Origin of the sequence: Rhizobium sp. F40D2 (assembly GCF_051810745.2) — a bacterium.
GTDB lineage: Bacteria > Pseudomonadota > Alphaproteobacteria > Rhizobiales > Rhizobiaceae > Rhizobium.
In genome coordinates this window covers 301,562-321,004 of the sequence record NZ_JBPWQX020000001.1, presented here as the reverse complement: position 1 = coordinate 321,004, position 19,443 = coordinate 301,562, and the positions used below count along the sequence as shown (strand labels likewise).

Annotated in this window: 19 protein-coding genes and 1 pseudogene; 12 read left to right on the top strand and 8 right to left on the bottom strand. The window is 61.1% G+C overall.

The annotated features are described in order from the left end of the window. Positions 1-22: 22 nt before the first annotated feature. Together ACS4RS_RS23815 and ACS4RS_RS23810 are read right to left on the bottom strand one after the other, a co-directional pair. Positions 23-1,324 (bottom strand): MFS transporter, encoded by a 1,302-nt coding sequence (locus tag ACS4RS_RS23815; protein WP_439013334.1) that lies wholly within the window; start codon positions 1,322-1,324, stop codon positions 23-25. A 181-nt stretch (positions 1,325-1,505) separates the two neighbouring features. Then, positions 1,506-1,958 (bottom strand): MarR family transcriptional regulator, encoded by a 453-nt coding sequence (locus ACS4RS_RS23810; protein ID WP_439013333.1) that lies wholly within the window; start codon positions 1,956-1,958, stop codon positions 1,506-1,508. Positions 1,959-2,162: 204 nt separating this feature from the next. Here ACS4RS_RS23810 and ACS4RS_RS23805 point away from each other — a divergent pair, with 204 nt between their 5' ends. From ACS4RS_RS23805 to ACS4RS_RS23780, 6 genes and pseudogenes are all read left to right on the top strand, one after another. After that, positions 2,163-2,702 carry a flavin reductase gene (locus tag ACS4RS_RS23805; protein ID WP_439013332.1) on the top strand — a complete coding sequence of 180 codons (540 nt, stop codon included), beginning with the start codon at positions 2,163-2,165 and terminating at the stop codon, positions 2,700-2,702. A gap of 10 nt (positions 2,703-2,712) precedes the next feature. After that, positions 2,713-3,945: an acyl-CoA dehydrogenase family protein gene (locus ACS4RS_RS23800; protein WP_439013331.1), complete on the top strand. Its 1,233-nt coding sequence runs from the start codon at positions 2,713-2,715 to the stop codon at positions 3,943-3,945. Between the two features lie 47 nt (positions 3,946-3,992). After that, positions 3,993-4,973, top strand: coding sequence for a gamma-resorcylate decarboxylase (gene tsdA, locus ACS4RS_RS23795; RefSeq protein ID WP_439013330.1), 981 nt, complete (start codon positions 3,993-3,995; stop codon positions 4,971-4,973). 1 nt (position 4,974) lies between these two features. Further along, positions 4,975-6,033 carry a maleylacetate reductase gene (locus ACS4RS_RS23790; RefSeq protein ID WP_449313999.1) on the top strand — a complete coding sequence of 353 codons (1,059 nt, stop codon included), beginning with the start codon at positions 4,975-4,977 and terminating at the stop codon, positions 6,031-6,033. A gap of 20 nt (positions 6,034-6,053) precedes the next feature. Beyond that, positions 6,054-6,890 (top strand): annotated as a pseudogene (locus ACS4RS_RS23785) (dioxygenase family protein); the annotation flags it as partial. Between the two features lie 10 nt (positions 6,891-6,900). After that, positions 6,901-7,197 (top strand): YciI family protein, encoded by a 297-nt coding sequence (locus ACS4RS_RS23780; RefSeq protein ID WP_439013327.1) that lies wholly within the window; start codon positions 6,901-6,903, stop codon positions 7,195-7,197. A gap of 35 nt (positions 7,198-7,232) precedes the next feature. Here ACS4RS_RS23780 and ACS4RS_RS23775 read toward each other — a convergent pair whose 3' ends face one another. Further along, on the bottom strand, positions 7,233-8,558 hold the full coding sequence (locus tag ACS4RS_RS23775; protein WP_439013326.1) for an aminotransferase class I/II-fold pyridoxal phosphate-dependent enzyme: 1,326 nt from the start codon (positions 8,556-8,558) through the stop codon (positions 7,233-7,235). A 100-nt stretch (positions 8,559-8,658) separates the two neighbouring features. On the opposite strand from ACS4RS_RS23775, the gene ACS4RS_RS23770 reads away from it, so the two are divergent. From ACS4RS_RS23770 to ACS4RS_RS23750, 5 genes are all read left to right on the top strand, one after another. Then, the gene (locus tag ACS4RS_RS23770) at positions 8,659-9,621 is read left to right on the top strand and encodes a nitrate ABC transporter substrate-binding protein (protein WP_439013325.1); all 963 of its coding nucleotides are present in this window, start codon (positions 8,659-8,661) and stop codon (positions 9,619-9,621) included. Positions 9,622-9,681: 60 nt separating this feature from the next. Continuing rightward, on the top strand, positions 9,682-10,572 hold the full coding sequence (locus ACS4RS_RS23765) for an ABC transporter substrate-binding protein (protein ID WP_449313998.1): 891 nt from the start codon (positions 9,682-9,684) through the stop codon (positions 10,570-10,572). Beyond that, entirely contained in the window at positions 10,569-11,498 is a 930-nt protein-coding gene (locus ACS4RS_RS23760) for an ABC transporter permease subunit (protein ID WP_439013324.1), read from the top strand. Before ACS4RS_RS23765 ends, ACS4RS_RS23760 begins: the two co-directional genes overlap by 4 nt. Continuing rightward, positions 11,495-12,274 (top strand): ATP-binding cassette domain-containing protein, encoded by a 780-nt coding sequence (locus tag ACS4RS_RS23755; RefSeq protein WP_439013323.1) that lies wholly within the window; start codon positions 11,495-11,497, stop codon positions 12,272-12,274. The genes ACS4RS_RS23760 and ACS4RS_RS23755 overlap by 4 nt, the downstream gene beginning before the upstream one ends. Before the next feature lie 71 nt (positions 12,275-12,345). Next, positions 12,346-13,536, top strand: coding sequence for an amidohydrolase (locus ACS4RS_RS23750; RefSeq protein WP_439013322.1), 1,191 nt, complete (start codon positions 12,346-12,348; stop codon positions 13,534-13,536). Between the two features lie 68 nt (positions 13,537-13,604). Here the strand turns inward: ACS4RS_RS23750 and ligD are convergent, their stop codons facing one another. After that, a complete protein-coding gene (ligD, locus tag ACS4RS_RS23745) occupies positions 13,605-14,657 on the bottom strand; it encodes a non-homologous end-joining DNA ligase (RefSeq protein WP_439013321.1) in 1,053 nt (350 codons plus the stop codon). 259 nt (positions 14,658-14,916) lie between these two features. Here ligD and ACS4RS_RS23740 point away from each other — a divergent pair, with 259 nt between their 5' ends. Beyond that, positions 14,917-15,099 carry a hypothetical protein gene (locus ACS4RS_RS23740; protein ID WP_439013320.1) on the top strand — a complete coding sequence of 61 codons (183 nt, stop codon included), beginning with the start codon at positions 14,917-14,919 and terminating at the stop codon, positions 15,097-15,099. A gap of 11 nt (positions 15,100-15,110) precedes the next feature. Here the strand turns inward: ACS4RS_RS23740 and ACS4RS_RS23735 are convergent, their stop codons facing one another. The 4 genes from ACS4RS_RS23735 to ACS4RS_RS23720 are packed head-to-tail and all read right to left on the bottom strand — an operon-like array spanning position 15,111 to position 19,382. After that, positions 15,111-16,025: an SMP-30/gluconolactonase/LRE family protein gene (locus ACS4RS_RS23735; protein WP_439013319.1), complete on the bottom strand. Its 915-nt coding sequence runs from the start codon at positions 16,023-16,025 to the stop codon at positions 15,111-15,113. 14 nt (positions 16,026-16,039) lie between these two features. After that, positions 16,040-16,990, bottom strand: coding sequence for an ABC transporter permease subunit (locus ACS4RS_RS23730; RefSeq protein WP_439013318.1), 951 nt, complete (start codon positions 16,988-16,990; stop codon positions 16,040-16,042). After that, a complete protein-coding gene (locus ACS4RS_RS23725; RefSeq protein ID WP_439013317.1) occupies positions 16,987-17,934 on the bottom strand; it encodes an ABC transporter permease subunit in 948 nt (315 codons plus the stop codon). Before ACS4RS_RS23725 ends, ACS4RS_RS23730 begins: the two co-directional genes overlap by 4 nt. After that, positions 17,931-19,382 carry an ATP-binding cassette domain-containing protein gene (locus ACS4RS_RS23720; protein WP_439013316.1) on the bottom strand — a complete coding sequence of 484 codons (1,452 nt, stop codon included), beginning with the start codon at positions 19,380-19,382 and terminating at the stop codon, positions 17,931-17,933. The genes ACS4RS_RS23725 and ACS4RS_RS23720 overlap by 4 nt, the downstream gene beginning before the upstream one ends. Positions 19,383-19,443: the final 61 nt, after the last annotated feature.

Genomic DNA, 19,443 nt, shown 5'->3' with positions numbered 1-19,443 from the left:
AGACCTGCCGACAATCTCGCCGTCAGTCAGCCTTTTTGGAATACAGCAATGTCATGAGCGCGAGGACGCATCCCAAGGCTCCCACCGTTGCGAAGATGTAGAAATTCCACTGCGGAGCCAGGCCTGCGCCGAGAACCGCACCGCCGATGGCCGGTCCTATCATGCCTCCGATACGGCCGATGCCGAGCGAGAAGCCAAGGCCGGTTCCGCGGATCTCGACCGGATAGAGGTTTCCAACGAGAATGTTGGCGAGGATCTGCGTGCCGATCGTTCCCGTACCTGCAAGTGCGACGAGAGCGTAAACCTGGAGGCCCTGATCCACCTGCGTCAGCAACCAGATCGAGCAGGCTCCAAGAAGAAACAGACCTGCCACGACGATTTTGACATTTCCACGGTCGGCAATCCTTGCGCCAATCAGCAGGCCGACTGCGGCTCCGAGATTGAGGGTTACGGAGAAGAGCAGGGCAGAACCGAGGTCGTAGCCCATCTTGTTCATAATGGTCGGGAGCCAGTTGACCATGCCGAATGTCAGCAGAAGGGAACAAAAGTGGATGCCCCATGCGTTCAAGGTCGGCAGCAGGCGACCTTCGGAAAACAGCGACCGGATGCCGACCTGGCGTGCCGCAACGGGCCTGGCTAGGGGATTGGGCAGTCCGTACTGGTTTGCGATCTGGTTGGCTTCGGCCTGGCGGTTTTTCGTTGCCAGCCATTCGGGGGACTCAGGGATGAGGCGGATGAAGAAAGGCAGAAGCAGGATGGGTGCGCCGCCAATGATCATCAATGGACGCCATCCGTATTTCTGTATCAGCAACATTCCGAGCACACCCGAGATGATGCCGCCGGCCAGATAACCCAGAAGAGCAATGGAATAGGCGATCGCCTTCCGTTTCGGCGGGGAAAACTCGATGATCAACGCGGTTACTGTCGGAAAAAGAGCGCCGAGGCCCAGACCGGCGAGAAAGCGTGTTGCCTCGAAAACGAGAAAGTTCGGTGCAAGACCGCTGCCGATCATCATAATCGAGAAGCTCAACAGGCTGCCTATGATGACCTTGCGACGGCCTATCCTGTCGGCAAGTGTCCCCGCAACGAGAGCGCCGAGCAGCATGCCGAACAGGGTAATGGAAGCAGCCCGCCCGACCATGCCGGGCGTCAGGCCCCAGCTTGCTTCACCGAGCAGCGCCGGCGCGACAGCGCCGTAAACGATCAAATCATAACCGTCGAACAGGATCAGCAGACCGCAAAGGGTGATGATGATATTCGGGCTACGAACCCGTTCGTTGAAAATAGCGAGATCTTGTATGGCCAATTTTCCCTCCCCATACATTGAGTACAGGAAGTACGCTCCTGCCAGAGGCAGGCCCGCACCGATCCATGTACAAATCCTCCTGGATCATTGCCGGCGTGGTTCCTCCCAGCGCCAGACTCACCCGCGAGCGGACGATGTCAAGACAACGATGACACGCTATTCAATACTTGCGAATAAAATATTTGCAACTGCAAACTTCTCAGACCGCAACTTTTCCCTTTGCGGATATTGCCGGCAGGTTGCTGTGCATGCGGCGCAGCGCATTCTTGAGGGCTGCGACCTCCTCGGCCGACATGCCCTGAACCGCGGTGCGTTCAAGCTCCACGGCAAGTGGCATGAGCCTTTCCGTCAGCGCTTCGCCCTGCGGGGTCAGCCTTACGATCACAATACGGCCGTTATCTTCCGGACGTGTTCTCGACACCAGTTTGCGCTTGGCCAGCGTGCCGACGAGGCGCGAAAGCGTCGAGATCTCAACAGAGACGACATCGGCGAGATCCCCCAGGGTGCTCTCCCGGCGCTCCTTGAGCATGGCAAGAACCCGGTACATCGCCACGCTGAGATTGTCTTCGGCAATTCTCTGCGCGAACACCTCGGCGATCCGCACGCCGGCGCGATTGAGAAGATAGGGGACTGAATCGGTAAGTTTGTACATATTTCTGTCTGCTGGCGGGATTCGGGGCGCTTGCTGAGCGTTCTCTCCGACATGCACCTAAATTACCGTGATGACAACATGATTGGCTTTCAGCCGCCGAGAACGGTTGGGCAGATCAAACATTTTCCCGCTCGACTTCCAGATTTGCATTGACAATAGTTGCAAATGCAATAATTTTACGCCAAGGAGACACGGGAGGAAATCATGTCTGCCACTGCTGCCCTCGGCATCGCGCCGGCCCCCGCACCCCTCAGCGATGCGTTTCGATCGACCATGCGCCGTTTCCCGGCGACGGTGACGGTCATTTCTGCCTGCCGCAACGGTGCGGATCATGGAATGACGGCAACCGCCGTCACATCGCTTTCGATGGATCCGCCATCTCTCATCATCTGCCTGAACAATCGCACCTATCTGCATGACATGCTGCTTGAGGTGCCGGAATTCGCAGTCAGCATTCTGACCGACAGGCAAGCAGCCGTATCGGAAGGTTTTAGCGGCAAGATTGCGCCCGAGCGTCGGTTCGACGCTGCCGACTGGGTTCGCCACGAGCGCGGCATGATGGTGCTGGATTCCGCTCATGCCTCCGTTATCTGCCGCCGCACGGGCGCTGTTCCCTATGGAACGCACACGATCTTCATCGGGCAGGTGGTGGATACACGCCTTTCCCAAGATACGATCGCACTGATGTACGAGAACTCGAAATATTGCGCGCCACGGCACGCACTTCCTGCATCCCAGAACTGAAGGTCGCTCCATGAACAATACAGCTGCCCTGTTTCCCGCCTCGGCGCGGGGTGAGAACGCATGTCTTGCAGATCGCATCGCCCCGATGCTGGGCGAAATCCGTGCCGGCGCGCGCGATACGGAAAAATCCGGCCGTGTGCCTGCGCGTAATATCGATCTGCTGCGCTCCGTCGGCTATTTCGATATCGTCAAGCCCGCGCGTTTCGGCGGCGACGAAGGATCGTTTGCCGAGCTTGTCGATGCAAATATCCAACTGTCGTCGGCCTGTGCCTCCACCGGCTGGGTTGCCGGTCTCCTTTCCGCGCATCAATGGCTGCTTTCCATGTTCGATGAGAGGGTTCAGCAGGACGTGTGGGGCAGCAATCCGGACGCGCTGCTCTGCGGATCCTATGCGCCGGTCCGCACGGCTGAACGCGTCGAGGGTGGTTTCCGGCTATCCGGCGATTGGGCCTTTGCGAGCGGATGCGAAAATGCCCAGTGGGCGCTCTGCGCGGCGAACATTCCGCCAAAGGGCGCGGGGGTGCGTGCTGTGCCGACGTTCCTTCTGGTTCCCGCCGGCGATTACACGATTGCCGAGACCTGGGATGTGGTGGGCCTTGCGGGCACCGGCTCGAAGAGCCTGATCCTCAGGGATGTCTTCGTTCCGGAATACCGCATACTGAGCTTTCCGGATGCGACCTCCGGCAGAACGCCCGGCGGGCGTGGCTATAAGGGTATCGGCCTTTTCAACATTCCGCTCCTCATGGGGATTCCGTTCTGCCTCGGCAGCGCAGCCGTCGGTGCGGCGAAGGGCGCATTGGAGAGCTATATCGACCACATGGGGGCCCGTGTAACACGTGGTGCAGTTGCCGGTGGCAACAACAAGATCGCGGAATTTCCGACAATCCAGCTTCGCGTGGCCGAAGCCGCCGCATCGGTGGATGCCGCCCGCGAAATCATTCTGCGGGATATTGCCCGGGCACAACAACTGGCCCAGGACCGCGAGGATGGTCTCCGCGAGATCACCGAGGAGGATCGGATTCTCGCCCGTCGCAGCCAGTCCTTTGCGGTCAGCCTCGCCCTTCGGGCCGTGGAAGCGCTCAATGCATCGACAGGCGGTCTCGGCCTTCAGATGTCCAACCCCGTCCAGCGGGCATGGCGCGATGCCAATGCCGTCGGACGCCACATTTCCATGAACTGGGATGCCGTCGGCACCATGGTCGGTCAGCAGCTGCTCGGCCTTCCGCCCAAAGGGCAATTCTGATCCGCCACCCTCATTATTTCGATTGAAGACAGGAAAGAGAGCATATCGTGCAGGGCAAGATCGCGCTTGAAGAACATTTCGCCATTCCCGAGACGCTGCAGGATTCGGCTGGATTCGTGCCGGGCGACTATTGGACGGAACTGTCCGCCCGTCTTCTCGATATTCAAGACAAACGTTTGCGGCTGATGGATGCTCACGGCATCGAGAAAATGATCCTGTCGCTGAACGCTCCAGCCGTGCAGGCAATCCCCGACAAGGCAAAGGCTGTGGAGATTTCCAAACGCGCCAACGACTTTCTGGCGGAGCAATGCGTTAAGAACCCGAACCGTTTCCTGGGATTTGCGGCTTTGCCCTTGCAAGATCCGGATACCGCTACGCAGGAATTGCAGCGCTGCGTGACAACGATGGGTTTCGTCGGCGCACTGGTCAACGGCTTCTCCCAGGAAGGCGACGGAACGACGCCGCTCTATTACGACCTGCCGCAATATCGCCCGTTCTGGGCCGAAGTCGAAAAACTCAACGTTCCTTTCTATCTGCATCCGCGCAACCCGCTGCCGCAGGATAGCCGGATCTATGCCGGCCATTCCTGGCTGATGGGTCCGACATGGGCGTTCGCGCAGGAAACCGCTGTTCATGCGTTGCGCTTGATGGGATCCGGCCTGTTTGACCAACATCCGGCTTTGCGGATCATTGTCGGTCACATGGGCGAGGGATTGCCATATATGATGTGGCGCATCGACAACCGGAATGCGTGGGTCAAGGTGGAAAAGACTTATCCGGCCAAACGCCCGATTGCCGATTATTTCAACGAGAATTTCTACATCACGACGTCGGGAAATTTCCGCACGCAATCGCTTATCGATGCTATGCTGGAAATCGGCGCGGACAGAATTCTGTTTTCGGCAGACTGGCCATTCGAGAACGTCGACCACGCCGCAAACTGGTTCGACAGCGCCACCATCTCCGAAGCCGACCGTCTGAAGATCGGTCGCACCAATGCCGTTTCACTGTTCAAACTCGATCGATAACATGGTCGCACCTTTCAGATATACGGTCGGCGCCGCCCAGATCATCTTCGGCAGGGGCTCGCTCAGTCGTCTCACCGAGGCGATTGCAGGGCAGGGCGGCAAACGCGCCCTGATCCTTTCGACCCAGCACCAGGAAGCGGAGGCTCAACGCATCGCCGCTTCCCTCGGCCCGCTTGCGGCGGCACTATTCGCCGATGCTACGATGCATACGCCGGTCGATGTCACCGAGCGCGCGATGGCGGCATACAATGAAGCCGGCGCCGATTGCGTCGTAGCGATCGGCGGCGGATCGACGATCGGTCTCGGCAAGGCGATCGCCTATCGTAACGACGCGCCACAAATCGTGGTGGCGACGACCTATGCGGGGTCGGAGGTTACACCGATCCTCGGCCAGACAGAGAACGGCCAGAAGAAGACGGTCCGCGGGCCGGGCATCCTGCCCGAAGTGGTGATCTACGACCCTGAATTGACATTGGGGCTGCCGGTCAACATCAGTGTCAGCAGCGGGCTCAATGCAATGGCGCATGCCGTCGAAGGTCTCTACGCACAGGATCGCAATCCAATTTCGTCGATGATGGCCATCGAGGGCTTGCGCGCGCTGAAGCAGGCATTACCGCAAATCGTAAATGCGCCCGGGGACATCGAATCGCGAAGCGAAGCGCTTTACGGTTCCTGGCTGTGCGGCACGGTGCTCGGTGCAGTCGGAATGGCGCTGCATCACAAGCTTTGCCATACGCTGGGCGGCAGTTTCGATCTGCCGCATGCAGAAACCCATGCAGTCATTCTTCCCCATTCTGCCGCCTACAATGCTGTAGCCGCAACGGATGCGCTAAAGCCCGCTGCCGATCTTTTCGGCGGCTCGCTGGGCGGCGGTCTTTATGATTTTGCCGCCTCGATCGGTGCACCCATGACGCTGCGAGATCTGGGTATGAAGGAAGCCGACCTGGACCGCGGGGCGGAACTCGCCGCCCGGAACCCCTACTGGAACCCGCGCCCGATCGAACGGGACGCGATCCGGGCTTTGTTGCAGAGCGCCTGGGAGGGCGCGCGGCCGCATTAACGCTTTAGGAGAATGGCCACGTGCCTGAATATTTCAGCGAAGAAAGATCCGTGGAAGCCGTCAACTCGCGGATTGGGCAGGGTATTAATCCGCGTCTGGCCGAACTCATGGCATCGCTTGTCAAACATCTGCATGCCTTTGCCAAGGATATCAGCCTGACCCAGGAGGAATGGGAGCTGGCCATAGGCTTCCTGACCCGTACCGGCCATCTCTGTCATGACGAGCGGCAGGAGTTCATCCTGCTCAGCGATACGCTGGGTTTCTCGATGCTGGTGGATGCCATCAACAACAGGCGTCCGCCGGGCGCTACGGAAAATACGGTGTTTGGACCGTTCCATGTCGAAGGGGCGCCCGTACGGCAGATGGGTGAAAATATCTCGCTCGACGGTAAGGGCGAGAGCTGTCTCTTCATCGGGCGGGTGCTGGATCTCGAAGGCAGTCCGATCGAGGGAGCCAGAATCGATGTATGGTCGGACAACTCCGACGGCTTCTACGATGTCCAGCAGCCGGATCTCCAGCCGAAATGGAACAACCGGGGCATCTTCGTCACCGGCGCCGATGGTACCTATAGCTTCGTCGGGATAAAGCCGGTCTCCTATCCGATCCCGGATGACGGCCCGGTCGGCCAGATGTTGGCGTCCCTCGGCCGCCATTCCTACCGTCCTGCCCATACCCATTACCTGATCACGGCGTCAGGTTATCAGAAGCTCGTAACCCATACTTTTGTCGGCGACGATCCCTATCTGGAATCAGATACGGTGTTTGGTGTCAAAAACAGCCTGATCGCGCCTTTCGAACGTACCGATCATCCGACGGTCTGGCGCTCCGATTTCGATTTCGTGCTGACGCCCATCGAGACGCTAGACGATGATCGTTGTTCGCTATGCGGTGTCCGATCCCGGCAAGGCTGCCGAACGTTCCCGATTGCTCGAACAACACAAGGCCTATCTGCACGGCGCGGCGATCCGCATCCTGCTTTCCGGCCCCTCTGCACCGCCGGCGGAGGGAAAGGGTTCTACCGCCGTGGTGATTGCGGAAGTCGAAACGCTCGCCGAGTTCCAGACGTTCAGCGCAGGAGATCCCTTCGTCCGCGCCGGCGTTTACAGGAGCGTCGATGTATTCGAATGGCGGCCCAGTTTTGGGCTTCTGCTGGAGAGTTTCTGATCAGCGTTCTAATTTAGGGGTTTAGTCCCGGCCTTTTATGGTGCATGGGCCAGAGCGATCGCATCGGCGACTTCCTCGCAGCGATCGCTGAGCGTGCTGGTCGCGACACGAATATGACCGCTTGGCAGGACGGAGAACTTGCTGCCCGGATTGACGGCGATATTGCGTGCGGCGAGCGTCACCATCGCAAATGGCTCGGACACAACGGGCACCCAGAGGCACAGGCCCTGGCCTGCCGGTATCGATATTCCCCGTTCGCTGAGCGCATCGGCAAGAGCGTCGCGCCTCTGCTGATAGCGGTCCCGCGCCTCGGCGATGAGGCACCAACTTGCAGGATCACGCAATAGCCAGGCTGCGGCCCCTTGCAGGATGCGGCTGGTCCAGCCGGCGCTGAAGGAGCGGTAAGACTGGATCTGGTCGACAATAGGCGCAGAACTCGACAAGACGGCGAGACGCAGATCCGGTCCGAGGCTTTTGGAGTGTGACAGGATATGGATCGTCCGTTCAGCAAATCGACCACCTAGGGAATGCGGAGGTGCTGCCGAGACGTCGCCGACGCCGTCGTCCTCTATAATTAGCGTATCGCTGTCCTCCAGCACGGCTGCGAGCTGATCGAGGCGGGATGCACTGACGGTAATCCCTGTCACAGAATGCAGCCGCGGCTGAAACAGGAAGGCTGCCGGCCGCTGTCGCAATGCCTCGCAAAGCAAATCCGGCAAGGGACCGTCGTTGTCGCAGGCGACGGGAATGATCCTGACGCCGAGATCTTCCAGGATATCGAGCAGCCGCATCGCGGTCGGATGTTCAATTGCTACCGACGAACCTGGAGAGACCAGCGCATGCAACACCGTGTAGACGGCGTTGTAACCGCCATTGGTGGCAAGAAACGCTTCCGCCTCATAGGGCCATCGCTCCGAAATGGCATCCTTCAGCTCCGGCACGATACGGCTGCGCTCATAGCTGTTGAGGTCGGCGGCTGACGCGCCGTGGGCCATTGCTTTGGCCAGACCGGGAAGAAGCGCTGCATCCGGCCCGGCAGAGGTAAGGTCGAGTACGCCCGCGGCATAATTTCCCGAACTCGCGAGACGTTCCGGCTTGGCGACAAAGCGGTCGCCGCTGACCCAGGTACCGTTGCGCCCCCGGCCGCTGATGATCTTCTGCCGCCGCAATTCACTCCAGGCTTCCGAGATCGTTGCCGGGCTGACACGCAATTCATAGGCGATATCGCGGATCGCCGGCAGACGCGTGCCGACGGGCAAGGCGCCGGCACGGATAAGCGCACCCGTTTCGAGAGCGATCCCCCGGATGCTGCGGTCGGTTATTTTTTCGGCAAACCAGGAGGCTTCGACCGCGTCGCCCATTTTGTCCTCACTTTAAATGTTCAATAACGTAATAACATTTGTACTCATTAATTTGAACATTTAATTTGCTCCTCGTCGAGCAATTTCGTGAGTTCTTCGCATGCCTGTAACGCTTCGCATCGCTCTTAGAGACTGGGACTACATGACACCGCTGGTGCTCGGTGATGTCAGGTCTTCCCGTCTCGACATCAAAGTGGATCGGGTTGGCACGCTAGTCTCCAGTCTCGCCGATGACGAGGCTCATGATGCCGCGGAAATGTCCTTCAGCCGCTATTCGCAACTGCGCCATGATGGCGACGCTCGGGTCATCGGCATTCCGAACTTCATCATGCGCGGCTTCCGCCATCGCTGCATCATCACCGCCAAGGGCAGTGCGATCCGCAAGCTGTCCGATCTGGCCGGCAAGAATATCGGCGTGACCGGCTGGCGCGATTCCGGAAACACGTGGACCCGCGCTGCGTTGCGCCGCGAAGGCGTCGGCGTCGAGAATGCCATGTGGTATGCCGGACGCCTGACGGAGGCTCATCCGATCGTCGACAGGCTCGATGGCTTTGGACGATCCGGCCGCATCGAAGCTGCTCCCGGCGAACGCCCGATGGTCGACCTGTTGTTGGATGGTCGGCTGGACGTCGTTTTCACGCCTTTCATGCCGAAGGGCTTTTTCGATCAGGGTTCGCCGCTGCGTCAGGTGCTGGATGACTTCCGCTCCGCTGAAGTCGCTTACTTCCACGAGGTCGGTTATATTCCAGGCATGCATCTGATCGGCTTCAAGGCGGAAATCGTCAAGGAGCATCCCTGGATCATGGATGAGCTCAGCGAGCTGATCGACGAGTCCCAGCGTATCTGGCTGGAGAAGCGCGAGAAATACGCGGACACGACGCCCTGGATGATCGACGAATTGCGCCGCTGCGCAGCCGACCTGCCGCCGACCTGGAACGTCAGCGGGCTTGCCGAGAACGAGGCAATGATCGCCGACTTCGCCAAGGAACTCTACGAACAGAAGATCATGCCGCGCCTTCTGACGCCCGCCGACCTGTTTCCGTGGCACGCCAGGGCCCGGTGAAACTCCTCGCAGGCGTCATCGTTGAGCCACCATTTTCGTATAGCCAAAAAGGGGAATGACATGCATTCGAAACTGATCGCTTCCGCCGCCCTGACGAGCCTGATGATGACGACGTCGGTGTTCGCCCAGGAGACCGCCGTTCCGAAACAGACCGTCAACGACGCGCTTCGCGCCCGCTTGCCGGAGAAGATTCGAACGGACGGCAAGATGATCTCCGTCAACAATGGTTCATTTCCCCCTTATGAGATCGTCACCGGCACGGAACTGACCGGCGCGAGCGCCGATCTTACCGATGCGATCGGCCAGATGCTCGGCGTCAAGATCGAGCACGAAACCGTCAGCGGATTGACCGCGTTGCTCGCCGGCATCAACTCCGGCCGATACCAGTTCGCCTTTGGCCCGATCGGTGACTTCAAGACCCGCGAAGAGGCCAATGATTTCGTCGATTGGGTTCAGGAATACGTGGTCTTTTCCGTTCAGAAGGGCAATCCGAAGGCCATCGGTTCGCTCGACAGCGCCTGCGGAAATCGCATTGCTGTCATGGCCGGCGGCTCCGCCGAAAAGGTCATCCAGGCTCAGGTCGAAAAGTGCAAGACAGACGGCAAGCCCGCGCTCGAAGTGCAGTCCTACACCGACCAGCCGAGCTCGATCCTGGCGGTCCGCTCCAAACGCGCCGATGCCTTCTTCTCCTCACAGGCGCCGCTAACCTATTTCGTGTCTCAGGCCAACGGCCAGCTGGAACTGAGCGGCGTCGGCCAGAAGAATGGGTTCGACGATCTCTATCAGGGCGCCGTCGTGCCGAAAGGCTCGCCGCTCGGCCCCGTTCTGCTCGACGCGCTCAAGGCTTTGATGGATAACGGCGCCTATGCCGCCATCATGAAGAAGTGGGGTCTTGAGAACAATATGGTCAAGCAGCCCGGCCTCAATCTTGGTGGAGCCTTGCCGAAATGAGCAATGACCGCACGACTGCCACACAGCCTTCGGGCGGTGCGGACTTTCGCGATGTCGCCAATGCCCACAAGCCCTTTCGAACGGGCCGTCTCGTTCTGTGGGTGGTCGTGCTCCTCATTGCCGCGAACTTCCTGTGGATCGTCGCCCACAACGAGAATTTCGGCTGGCCGGTTGTCGCGGCCTATTTCTTCGATCCAACAGTCATCAACGGCCTTTACGTCAGCCTGGGCCTAACTGTAATCGCGATGGCCATCGGCATCGTTCTCGGCCTCGGCCTGGCGATCGCCCGGCTGTCCAATGACCGGCTCGCAAGGTCGCTGGCATCGCTGTTCATCTGGTTCTTTCGGGGCACGCCACTGCTCGTGCAACTGATCCTCTGGTACAATCTCTCGACCCTTTTTCCCGAACTTTCGATCGCCATTCCGTTCGGCCCGACGCTGGCGAGCTGGGAGACCAATTCGGTGATCACGCCAATGACGGCGGCGATCGGCGGCTTGGCTCTGAACGAAGCGGCCTACATGGCCGAGATCATTCGCGGCGGCCTTCTCTCCGTCGATCGCGGCCAGTTCGAGACGGCGGAAGCGTTCGGCATGACCAAGGGCAGGGCGCTGTGGCGGATCATCATTCCGCAGGCGATGCGCTCGATCGTTCCGCCGACCGGCAACCAGTTGATCAGCATGATCAAAGCGACTTCGCTCGTCAGCGTCATCGCCATGGCCGATCTGCTCTATTCCGTCCAATCGATCTACAATCGTACGTTCGAGATCGTGCCGATGCTGCTTGTCGCGGTCCTCTGGTACCTCTTCATCACCTCGATCCTCAATCTCGGCCAGAGTTATATCGAGGCCTATTACGGCCGCAGCGAACGGCGCAGCAACTCCGTTGCGGCCAAATCCGAGACCCTTGCCGAGGAGGCAAGCCATTGATCGCCGCCGAGACCGCAAAGCCCCTCGTCAGGGCGCGCAACGTTCACAAGTCTTTCGACCAGCTCGACGTGCTGAAGGGGATCGACCTCGACGTCATGCCGGGTGAAGTCGTCGTGGTGCTCGGCCCGTCCGGATCGGGAAAATCGACGTTCCTGCGCTGCATCAACCATCTCGAAGCGATCAATAAGGGCTTCATCGAAGTCGATGGTGAACAGATCGGCTACCGCGTCCGCAAGGACCGGCTGGAAAAGCTGTCCAGCAACGGGATCGCCCGCCAACGGCGCAAGATCGGCATGGTGTTCCAGCAGTTCAATCTCTATCCGCATATGACCGTGCTGCAGAACATCATCGAGGCCCCGGTCGGCGTGCATGGAGAAAGCCGCAAGGCCGCGACCGAGAACGCCATGCGGCTGTTGGAGCGGGTGGGCCTGTCGGAAAAGGCTGGCAGCTATCCCCGCCAGCTTTCCGGCGGCCAGCAGCAACGCGTCGCCATCGCCCGCGCTCTTGCGATCAAGCCGAAGCTGATGCTGTTCGATGAGCCCACCTCTGCGCTCGACCCGGAACTGGTCGGCGAAGTGCTGGCCACCATGCGCGATCTTGCCAAACAAGGCCTGACGATGATCGTCGTTACCCACGAGATCGGTTTTGCCCGCGAGGCAGCCGATCGGGTCGTGTTCATGGACGGCGGCAATGTCGTCGAGACGGGCAAGCCTGAGGACGTGATCGGCAATCCGCAACATCCCCGGACCCAGGCTTTTCTCGCTCGTTTTCTCTGACGGGCATCACTAAGCTCCTTCGGCCCGCCGGGCCGGAGCAATGGATCTTTCGATCAAGACTGGATGTCTTCATGCCCATGCTCGATAATGCCTATGCCCGCGTTTCCGATTTCGAAGTCATGGAGGCGGAGCTGAAGGCGACCCGCCAGTACCTGCACTCGCGTCCGGAACTCTCCTTCGAAGAAGCGGAAACGGCGCGTTTTGTCGCAGAAAAGCTGGAAGGCTGGGGTTATGACGTAAGCCGCAATATCGGGGGCCATGGCGTTGTCGCGCGGCTCAGCGCAGGCAAGGGTGGCAAGGGTATCGCCATCCGCGCCGATATGGATGCTTTGCCGATCGTCGAGGCAACCGGGCTTACCTATGCAAGCGGCACCCCCGGCAAGATGCATGCCTGCGGCCATGACGGCCACACGACCGTCCTGCTCGGCGCAGCCGAATATCTCGCCCGCACCCGCCGCTTCAGCGGCACGGTGACGCTGATCTTCCAACCGGCGGAAGAGGCGGGCAAGAATAGTGGTGCCCAGGCGATGATCGCAGACGGCCTGTTCGAGCGGTTTCCGTTCGATGCAATCTTTGGTCTGCACAACCATCCCGGCGCTCCCGAAGGCACCCTTCTGCTGCGATCCGGCCCGATGATGGCGGCATCGGATACCGTCAATATCACCATCAAGGGCAAAGGCGGCCATGCCTCGCGCCCGCACCTGACCATCGATCCCGTGGTCGTGGCATGCAACCTCGTCGTCTCGCTGCAGACAATCATCTCGCGCAACCTCGATCCGACCCAGACGGCGGTCATTACCGTCGGCACGATCCATGCCGGCGATGCGGTCAACGTCATTCCGGAATATGCCAAGCTCGCATTGAGCGTTCGATCTTTCGAGCCGCGCATCCGCGATCTTCTGCAGGAGCGCATCACTAAGCTGGCCCGCTCAGTGGCCGAAGGCCACAATGCTTCCATCGAGATCGATTACGATCGCGGTAATCCTGTCGTCGTCAATTCGCCTGTTGAGACGGATTTTGCCCGGATCGTCGCGGTTGAACTGATCGGCGAAGACAAGGTCGCGACTTGCCCGCTCATTCCCGGCAGCGAGGATTTTTCACACTTTCTCGAGCATAAGCCGGGCAGCTTCCTGCGTCTCGGAAATGGGATGAATTCCGCCATGCTGCATAGCGCCAAATACGACTTCGCCGATGCCAGCCTGACGGTTGGCGCGGCAATGTGGGCAAGGCTCGCCGAACGCTACCTCCAGGACGACGTCTGAGGCTGCTTCCGCCCGGCTGCCGTTTCGGACGTGGAGCTTCCCACGGGGACCACGGGCGCTCGTGACCCTCAACGGCCGAAGCCGGTCATATCGAACACGGCGGCATTGTCCTGCACCTCGCGCAGCCCCTTATACGAGGCGTGACGGAGACTGCCGTCATCGGTCCAGCCGCGAAACTCGATCTCGGCGATGAGGGTCGGCTGCACGAAGACGTATCGCTTGCCCTTCAGGGGAACGACCGGCCGGCTCGTCTTCAACCGGTCGAGCGTCTTTTTCAGGTGCTCTGCATCGCTGGCGCTGAAACCGGTTCCGACCGATCCCACGGAAATCCAGTCAAAACCCTTCTTGCCGGCGAGCAGCAGACTGCCGATGCCGCCGCGGGCGGATGCCGATTGTTCGTAACCGACGATCATGAAGCTCTCGCTCTCAACGCACTTGATCTTCAGCCAGTCACCCGTGCGGCCACTGCTGTAGGGCCGGTCGCGATGTTTGGCGATGATGCCTTCCATATGATGGTGGCAGGCGTGCTCGAGGAGGTCCTCGGCCGGCAGGTCTATTTCTTCGGAAAAGCGGATCGTCCCCTTGCCCTCCGGTATCAGGTCTTCAAGAAGGTGGCGGCGCACGGCGAGCTCGGTGCCGGTGAGGTCATGCCCGTCAAGATACAAAAGGTCGAAGGCGTAGAGAATGGACTCGCTCGAGGCCCGCTTGCCGCCTCGACCGCCGAGCGAACGTTGCAACGCGCCAAAATCCGACCGGCCGTGATCGTCCAGAACCACCGCTTCCCCGTCCAGTATGGCGGTGGTCACGCCAAGTTCTTTGGCGGCCGCGGCGATGGTGGGAAAACGATGCGTCCAGTCATGGCCGCCGCGGGTGATGACACGAACGCCCTTCGGCTCGATGTGGATTGCTAGCCGGTAGCCATCCCACTTCGCCTCGTAGAGCCAATCCGGCCCGATCGGCACGCGGGGCTTCAGTAGCGCGAGGCACGGCTCGACCCTCGCCGGCATTGGATCGAACGGAAGGCTTGGCTGGTCGGGATCGCGCTTGCGGATCGGACGAGACTGCAGCGTCGCGTTGGACTCGTTGAGGAATGGCAATGAGGGGAGGCGCGAGCGCGTCATGATCGTTGTCTGTCCTTCCCTTCTCCAAACGATGTCGCCGTTCCCGCTTGCGCGGGAGCCATGTCATCATACTCCTGACGCAAGCAGTGCGAGTCAACCCGATCGGCCCGCGGATTGTTCCGCGTCGAAACGAATCAAATTCAAAGGCTTGCGACACATGCGCCGGCCCGTCTTGCCGACCGCGAGATACTCTTGATTCCATGCATCTTTTTGCCGCGACACGCGTTCAACTGAGACTGCAACCACAGGGATGAACGACATGACCAAGCGCGAACTCGTCGATACCGGCACCGACAAACGCTACGTCCGCCGCAATGAACAGGGGCAATTCAAGGAAAGCGATGACGTCAGCCGCTCGCTGTCAGCCGACCGTCGGCAAACGGCGAAGACCAAAGCCAAGTCGGGGGAGGGCGATCGCGGCGATCGGAACGTCAAGCACTGACGATCACGCTCTCACGGCATCTGAGCACCGCTGACGGCGACATAGACCGAATAGACGGAACGCGTTGCCGCAATGAACAGCCGGTTGCGCCTCGGCCCGCCGAAGGTGAGGTTGGCGACGGTTTGCGGCACGCGGATTTTGCCGATCAGTTTGCCGGCCGGATCGAAGCAATGCACGCCATCACCAGCGCTCGACCAGAGGTTTCCGCTCACGTCGGTGCGGATGCCGTCCGGAATGCCGCTGTCGATCAGGCAGAAGACCCGGCCGTTTTCAAGCCTGAGGCCGTCGACCACGTCGAAAGCTCTTATATGGCGCGGCAGGCTTTCATCATGGCTTGCCGCCGAATCCGCCACGTAAAGAACTGTCTCGTCGGGGGAGAAGGCAAGGCCGTTCGGCTGGATGAAATCGGTGACGACAGCCGCAAGCCCCCCGGTCTCCGGATCGACCCGGTAGACGTTGCGGGTCGGCTGCTCCGGCATGGCGCGATAGCCTTCATAATCCGACATGATGCCGTAGGTGGGGTCGGTGAACCAGATCGTGCCGTCGGATTTCACCACCACGTCGTTCGGCGAATTGAGCCTGACGCCTTCGAACCGGTCGGCGAGCACGGTGATCGAGCCGTCGACCTCGGTGCGCGTGACGCGGCGCATCCCGTGTTCGCAGGAGATCAGCCGTCCCTGCCGGTCGCGCGTATGGCCGTTGGCAAAATTGGAGGGTTGGCGATAGACGGAGACGCCGCTCTCCGGCGTCCACCGCAGCATGCGCTGATTGGGAATGTCGCTCCACAGCAGCTGGTTCGCATCGTTGAACCAGACGGGACCTTCGGCCCAGCGGCAGCCGGAATAGAGTTCGTCGAGAGTGGCGCTCGTCACGATCAGTTGCCGGAAGCGCGGGTCATGGATTTCGTAGATGCTGGCCTCGGCCATGGCGGTCTTTCCATTTATCGCATGCCGGCCCGGCGGCCGCCGGCGAGCATGATGACGCTGATGATGATGAGGCCGGTCATGATGAGGCGGATGCCCGCGCCGACCCCGTAGGTGTTGAGCATGGAGACGACCAGGAACATGAAGAGCGATGCGCCCCAGATGCCCGGCACGTTGGAATCGCCGCCGGCGACCGCCGTGCCGCCGATCACGACGACGGCGATCGACATCAGGAGATATTCCGAGCCCATGTTGAGCGCCGCGCCACCGGAGAAACAGGCGAGCAGATAACCTGCGACCGAGGCAAGCACGGCGCAGAACAGGTAGGTGACGAAGCGCGTACCGTCGACCGGTATGCCCGCCATGCGCGCCGCCGGCATGCTCTGGCCGATCGCCGAGATCCAGCGCCCGTAGATCGTCTTCTCGAGCAAGAACCAGGCAAGCAGCGAGATCAAGAGCGCGACGATCGCCACATTCGGCACGCCGAGCGTGTTCGAGGTGGTGAATTCCGCCAGCATGCCCGGAGGCTTGATGCGCAATCCCCGGTTCGTCCAGATCGCGGCGGACTGGACGATGAAGCTCATCGAAAGCGTGGCGATGATCGGCGGAATGCGCAGCGCCTTGATCAGCGCATAATTGCCGAGGCCGACGGCAAGGCCGAGGACGACGGCAAGAAGAAGACCGGGCAGGATCATGCCGTTTTCGACGTTCATCAGCTTCAACGCCACGGTGCCGGCAAGCGTCATGGTGGCGGGAACCGAGAGGTCGATGTTACCGGGACCGAGGGTGATGACGAACATCTGGCCGATGCCGACGATGACCGAGAAGGCGGCGAAGGTGAGGGCTGCCTGCGACAGGCCGAGCGTGCTCGCCCCGAACGTAACCATGATCGTCAGGAACCAGACGGTGAGGGCGGCAAGCCAAGACCAGATCCACGGTTTGCTGAAAAGACGAAGGACGAGGGTCATCGGCGTTTCTCCCGCTTCTCCAGCCGGTTCAGCATCAGCCGGAGCGCGAGCACGACGATCAGGATCACGCCTTGCGCCCCGATCTGCCAGTCGGGCGAGATACGCAGGAAGGAGAGGAACGAGCCGGCGAGCGTCAGCGTCAGCGCGCCGATGACAGCACCGACAGGGGAGACGCGGCCGCCGATGAACTCGCCGCCGCCCAGGATCACGCCGGCGATCGACAGCAGCGTGTAGCGCAGCGCGATATTGGCATCGGCCGAGGTCGTCAGGCCGACGAGGGCGATGCCGGCAAGAACCGCGAACAGGCCGGCAAGAGCGTAGGCGCCGGCGCGCGCCGCGACGATCGACCAGCCGGCCCGCTCGACCGAGCGTTGGTTGCCGCCGATGCCGCGGATCAGCACGCCGAGCGAAGAGCGCATGACGAGGAGATGGGCGACGGCGGCGATGGCGATGCTCGCCACGATCGCCATCGGCGCCAGCGGCGGCTTGACGGTCATCAGCCAGCGCACCCAATCCGGCGCCTGGCCGCCCGGCGCCGGCAGCAGCAGCACCGCAAGGCCGCCCCAGACAAAGCTCATGCCGAGGGTGACAACGATGGAGGGCAGGTTGCGCAGATGGATGACGACGCCAAGGCCAGCATAGATGGCGATTGCGCCGGCAAGGATCAGGATGCCGGTCAGGGGAGCATCCCGCAGAAAGGTCGCGGTGACGCAGGCGACGAAGCTGACGAAGGTGCCCATCGACAGATCGAGATCGTTGACCGCCATCACCAGCATCTGGGCGATCGTCGCAAGCGCGATGGGCACAGCCAGGTTGAACAGCAGGTTGAGCCCGACATAGCTCATGGCACGCGGTTGCAGCCAGAAGACGGCGGCAAGCAGCAGCGTCAACGATAAGGCGGGGATCGCAAGACGCAAGGCTTCGGACGACAGCCGGAACGTCATGCGGTGACCCCCTCGAAGGACGCAGCAATGATATTCGTCTCGTTGACGGCGTCGCCGGCGAGTTCGGCGGTGATCCGGCCTTCGCGAAAGACGTAGACGCGGTCGCAGAGGCTGACTTCGTCCATTTCGGTGGAGTACCAGATGAAGGTGCGGCCGCGCGCCGCTTCCTCGCGGATGATGGCGTAGACCTCCTGCTTGGTCCCGACGTCGACGCCGCGCATCGGATCGTCCATCAGCACAACAGGCGCGCGCGTTGCAAGCGCGCGGGCAAAGAGCACCTTCTGCTGGTTGCCGCCGGACAGCGACAGGATGCGGTTGGCCATGTCGGGCGTGCGGATTTCGATCCGCCGCTTCCAGTCGGCACCCTTCGTCTCCTCTTCGCCGGCGAGGATCAGGCCGCGCCGGGTGAGGTCACCAAGCGAGGCGATCGAGAAGTTGCGCAGGATGCTCCAGAGTTCGAAGACGCCGTTCAGGCGGCGGTCGCCGGCGACGAAGGTGACGAGCGGATCGCGCTCAGGCAGCCAGTTGCCGGATTGGGCGGCATGCAGGGCAAGCAGCAGTTCGGTCTGCCCGTGGCCGGCCAGTCCCGCCAGTGCAATGATCTCTCCCTTGCGGGCGCTGAAGGGAAGGCCTTTCGTCTGGTGGGACAGAACGAGCTGAGCGGTGGATTGTTCGCGTCCCGGGCGCTGCGCGGTCTCCTCCTTCGCAACGGTGCCCATCGCTTCCACCAGACCGTGATGATCGAAGCCCGGCGCCGGACGCTCGGCAACGACGCGGCCGTCCTTCATGACGACGATGCGGTCGGAGGTTTCGAGGATCTCGTGCAGGATATGCGAGATGAAGATAACGGAGCCGCCGGCGGCGACGAAGCGGCGGACATGGTCGAGCATCTGGCGGGCAAGGCTTGCATCGAGCGACGAGGTCGGTTCGTCGAGGATCACCAGGCGTGGCGCAACGCCGGCATCGGAAAAGGCCATTGAAATCTCGACCATCTGCCGCTCGGCGATCGACAGATCGCCCACGGCCCGGCCGCTGTCGATTCCGTGGCCGGGAAAGACGGCATCGAGGCTCTTCTCGATGATCCCAGCCGCGCGCCTGCGCCAGCCGAAGCCGCCGAGATGACGGTGCATGATGCGGGTGTTCTCGACGATGGATAGGTTGGGGCAGAGCGAAAGCTCCTGGAAGACGCAACGCACGCCGCGGGCCCGCGCCGCGTTGATGCCATAACGCTCCAGCCGCTCGCCGTCGCTTGCCACACTTCCTTCGTGCGGGGTGAGGCCGCCATTGATCACACTGACAATCGTCGATTTGCCGGCGCCATTGTGGCCGACGAGCCCGACGCATTCGCCCGGCATGACGCGGAGCGTGACGCCGTCGAGCGCCCTGACCGCGCCGAAGCTCACCTTGGCGCCATCGACGGCGATCACCGCCTTCAAAACCTCATCCATCCTGCCTGCCACATCTGCTTCATAAAGAATGCCGCGCGGCCATGTGCGGCCGCGCGGCAGT

Coding starts and splice junctions, on each gene's coding strand:
- ACS4RS_RS23800 (WP_439013331.1), top strand. CDS start 2,713: ATGAACAATACAGCTGCCCTGTTTCCCGCCTCGGCGCGGGGTGAGAAC.
- ACS4RS_RS23810 (WP_439013333.1), bottom strand. CDS start 1,958: ATGTACAAACTTACCGATTCAGTCCCCTATCTTCTCAATCGCGCCGGC.
- ACS4RS_RS23765 (WP_449313998.1), top strand. CDS start 9,682: ATGCATTCGAAACTGATCGCTTCCGCCGCCCTGACGAGCCTGATGATG.
- ACS4RS_RS23780 (WP_439013327.1), top strand. CDS start 6,901: ATGATCGTTGTTCGCTATGCGGTGTCCGATCCCGGCAAGGCTGCCGAA.
- ACS4RS_RS23770 (WP_439013325.1), top strand. CDS start 8,659: ATGCCTGTAACGCTTCGCATCGCTCTTAGAGACTGGGACTACATGACA.
- ACS4RS_RS23805 (WP_439013332.1), top strand. CDS start 2,163: ATGTCTGCCACTGCTGCCCTCGGCATCGCGCCGGCCCCCGCACCCCTC.
- ACS4RS_RS23725 (WP_439013317.1), bottom strand. CDS start 17,934: ATGACGTTCCGGCTGTCGTCCGAAGCCTTGCGTCTTGCGATCCCCGCC.
- ACS4RS_RS23760 (WP_439013324.1), top strand. CDS start 10,569: ATGAGCAATGACCGCACGACTGCCACACAGCCTTCGGGCGGTGCGGAC.
- ACS4RS_RS23730 (WP_439013318.1), bottom strand. CDS start 16,990: ATGACCCTCGTCCTTCGTCTTTTCAGCAAACCGTGGATCTGGTCTTGG.
- ACS4RS_RS23720 (WP_439013316.1), bottom strand. CDS start 19,382: ATGGATGAGGTTTTGAAGGCGGTGATCGCCGTCGATGGCGCCAAGGTG.
- ACS4RS_RS23815 (WP_439013334.1), bottom strand. CDS start 1,324: ATGTATGGGGAGGGAAAATTGGCCATACAAGATCTCGCTATTTTCAAC.
- ACS4RS_RS23735 (WP_439013319.1), bottom strand. CDS start 16,025: ATGGCCGAGGCCAGCATCTACGAAATCCATGACCCGCGCTTCCGGCAA.
- ACS4RS_RS23740 (WP_439013320.1), top strand. CDS start 14,917: ATGACCAAGCGCGAACTCGTCGATACCGGCACCGACAAACGCTACGTC.
- ACS4RS_RS23750 (WP_439013322.1), top strand. CDS start 12,346: ATGCCCATGCTCGATAATGCCTATGCCCGCGTTTCCGATTTCGAAGTC.
- ACS4RS_RS23775 (WP_439013326.1), bottom strand. CDS start 8,558: ATGGGCGACGCGGTCGAAGCCTCCTGGTTTGCCGAAAAAATAACCGAC.
- ligD (WP_439013321.1), bottom strand. CDS start 14,657: ATGACGCGCTCGCGCCTCCCCTCATTGCCATTCCTCAACGAGTCCAAC.
- ACS4RS_RS23790 (WP_449313999.1), top strand. CDS start 4,975: ATGGTCGCACCTTTCAGATATACGGTCGGCGCCGCCCAGATCATCTTC.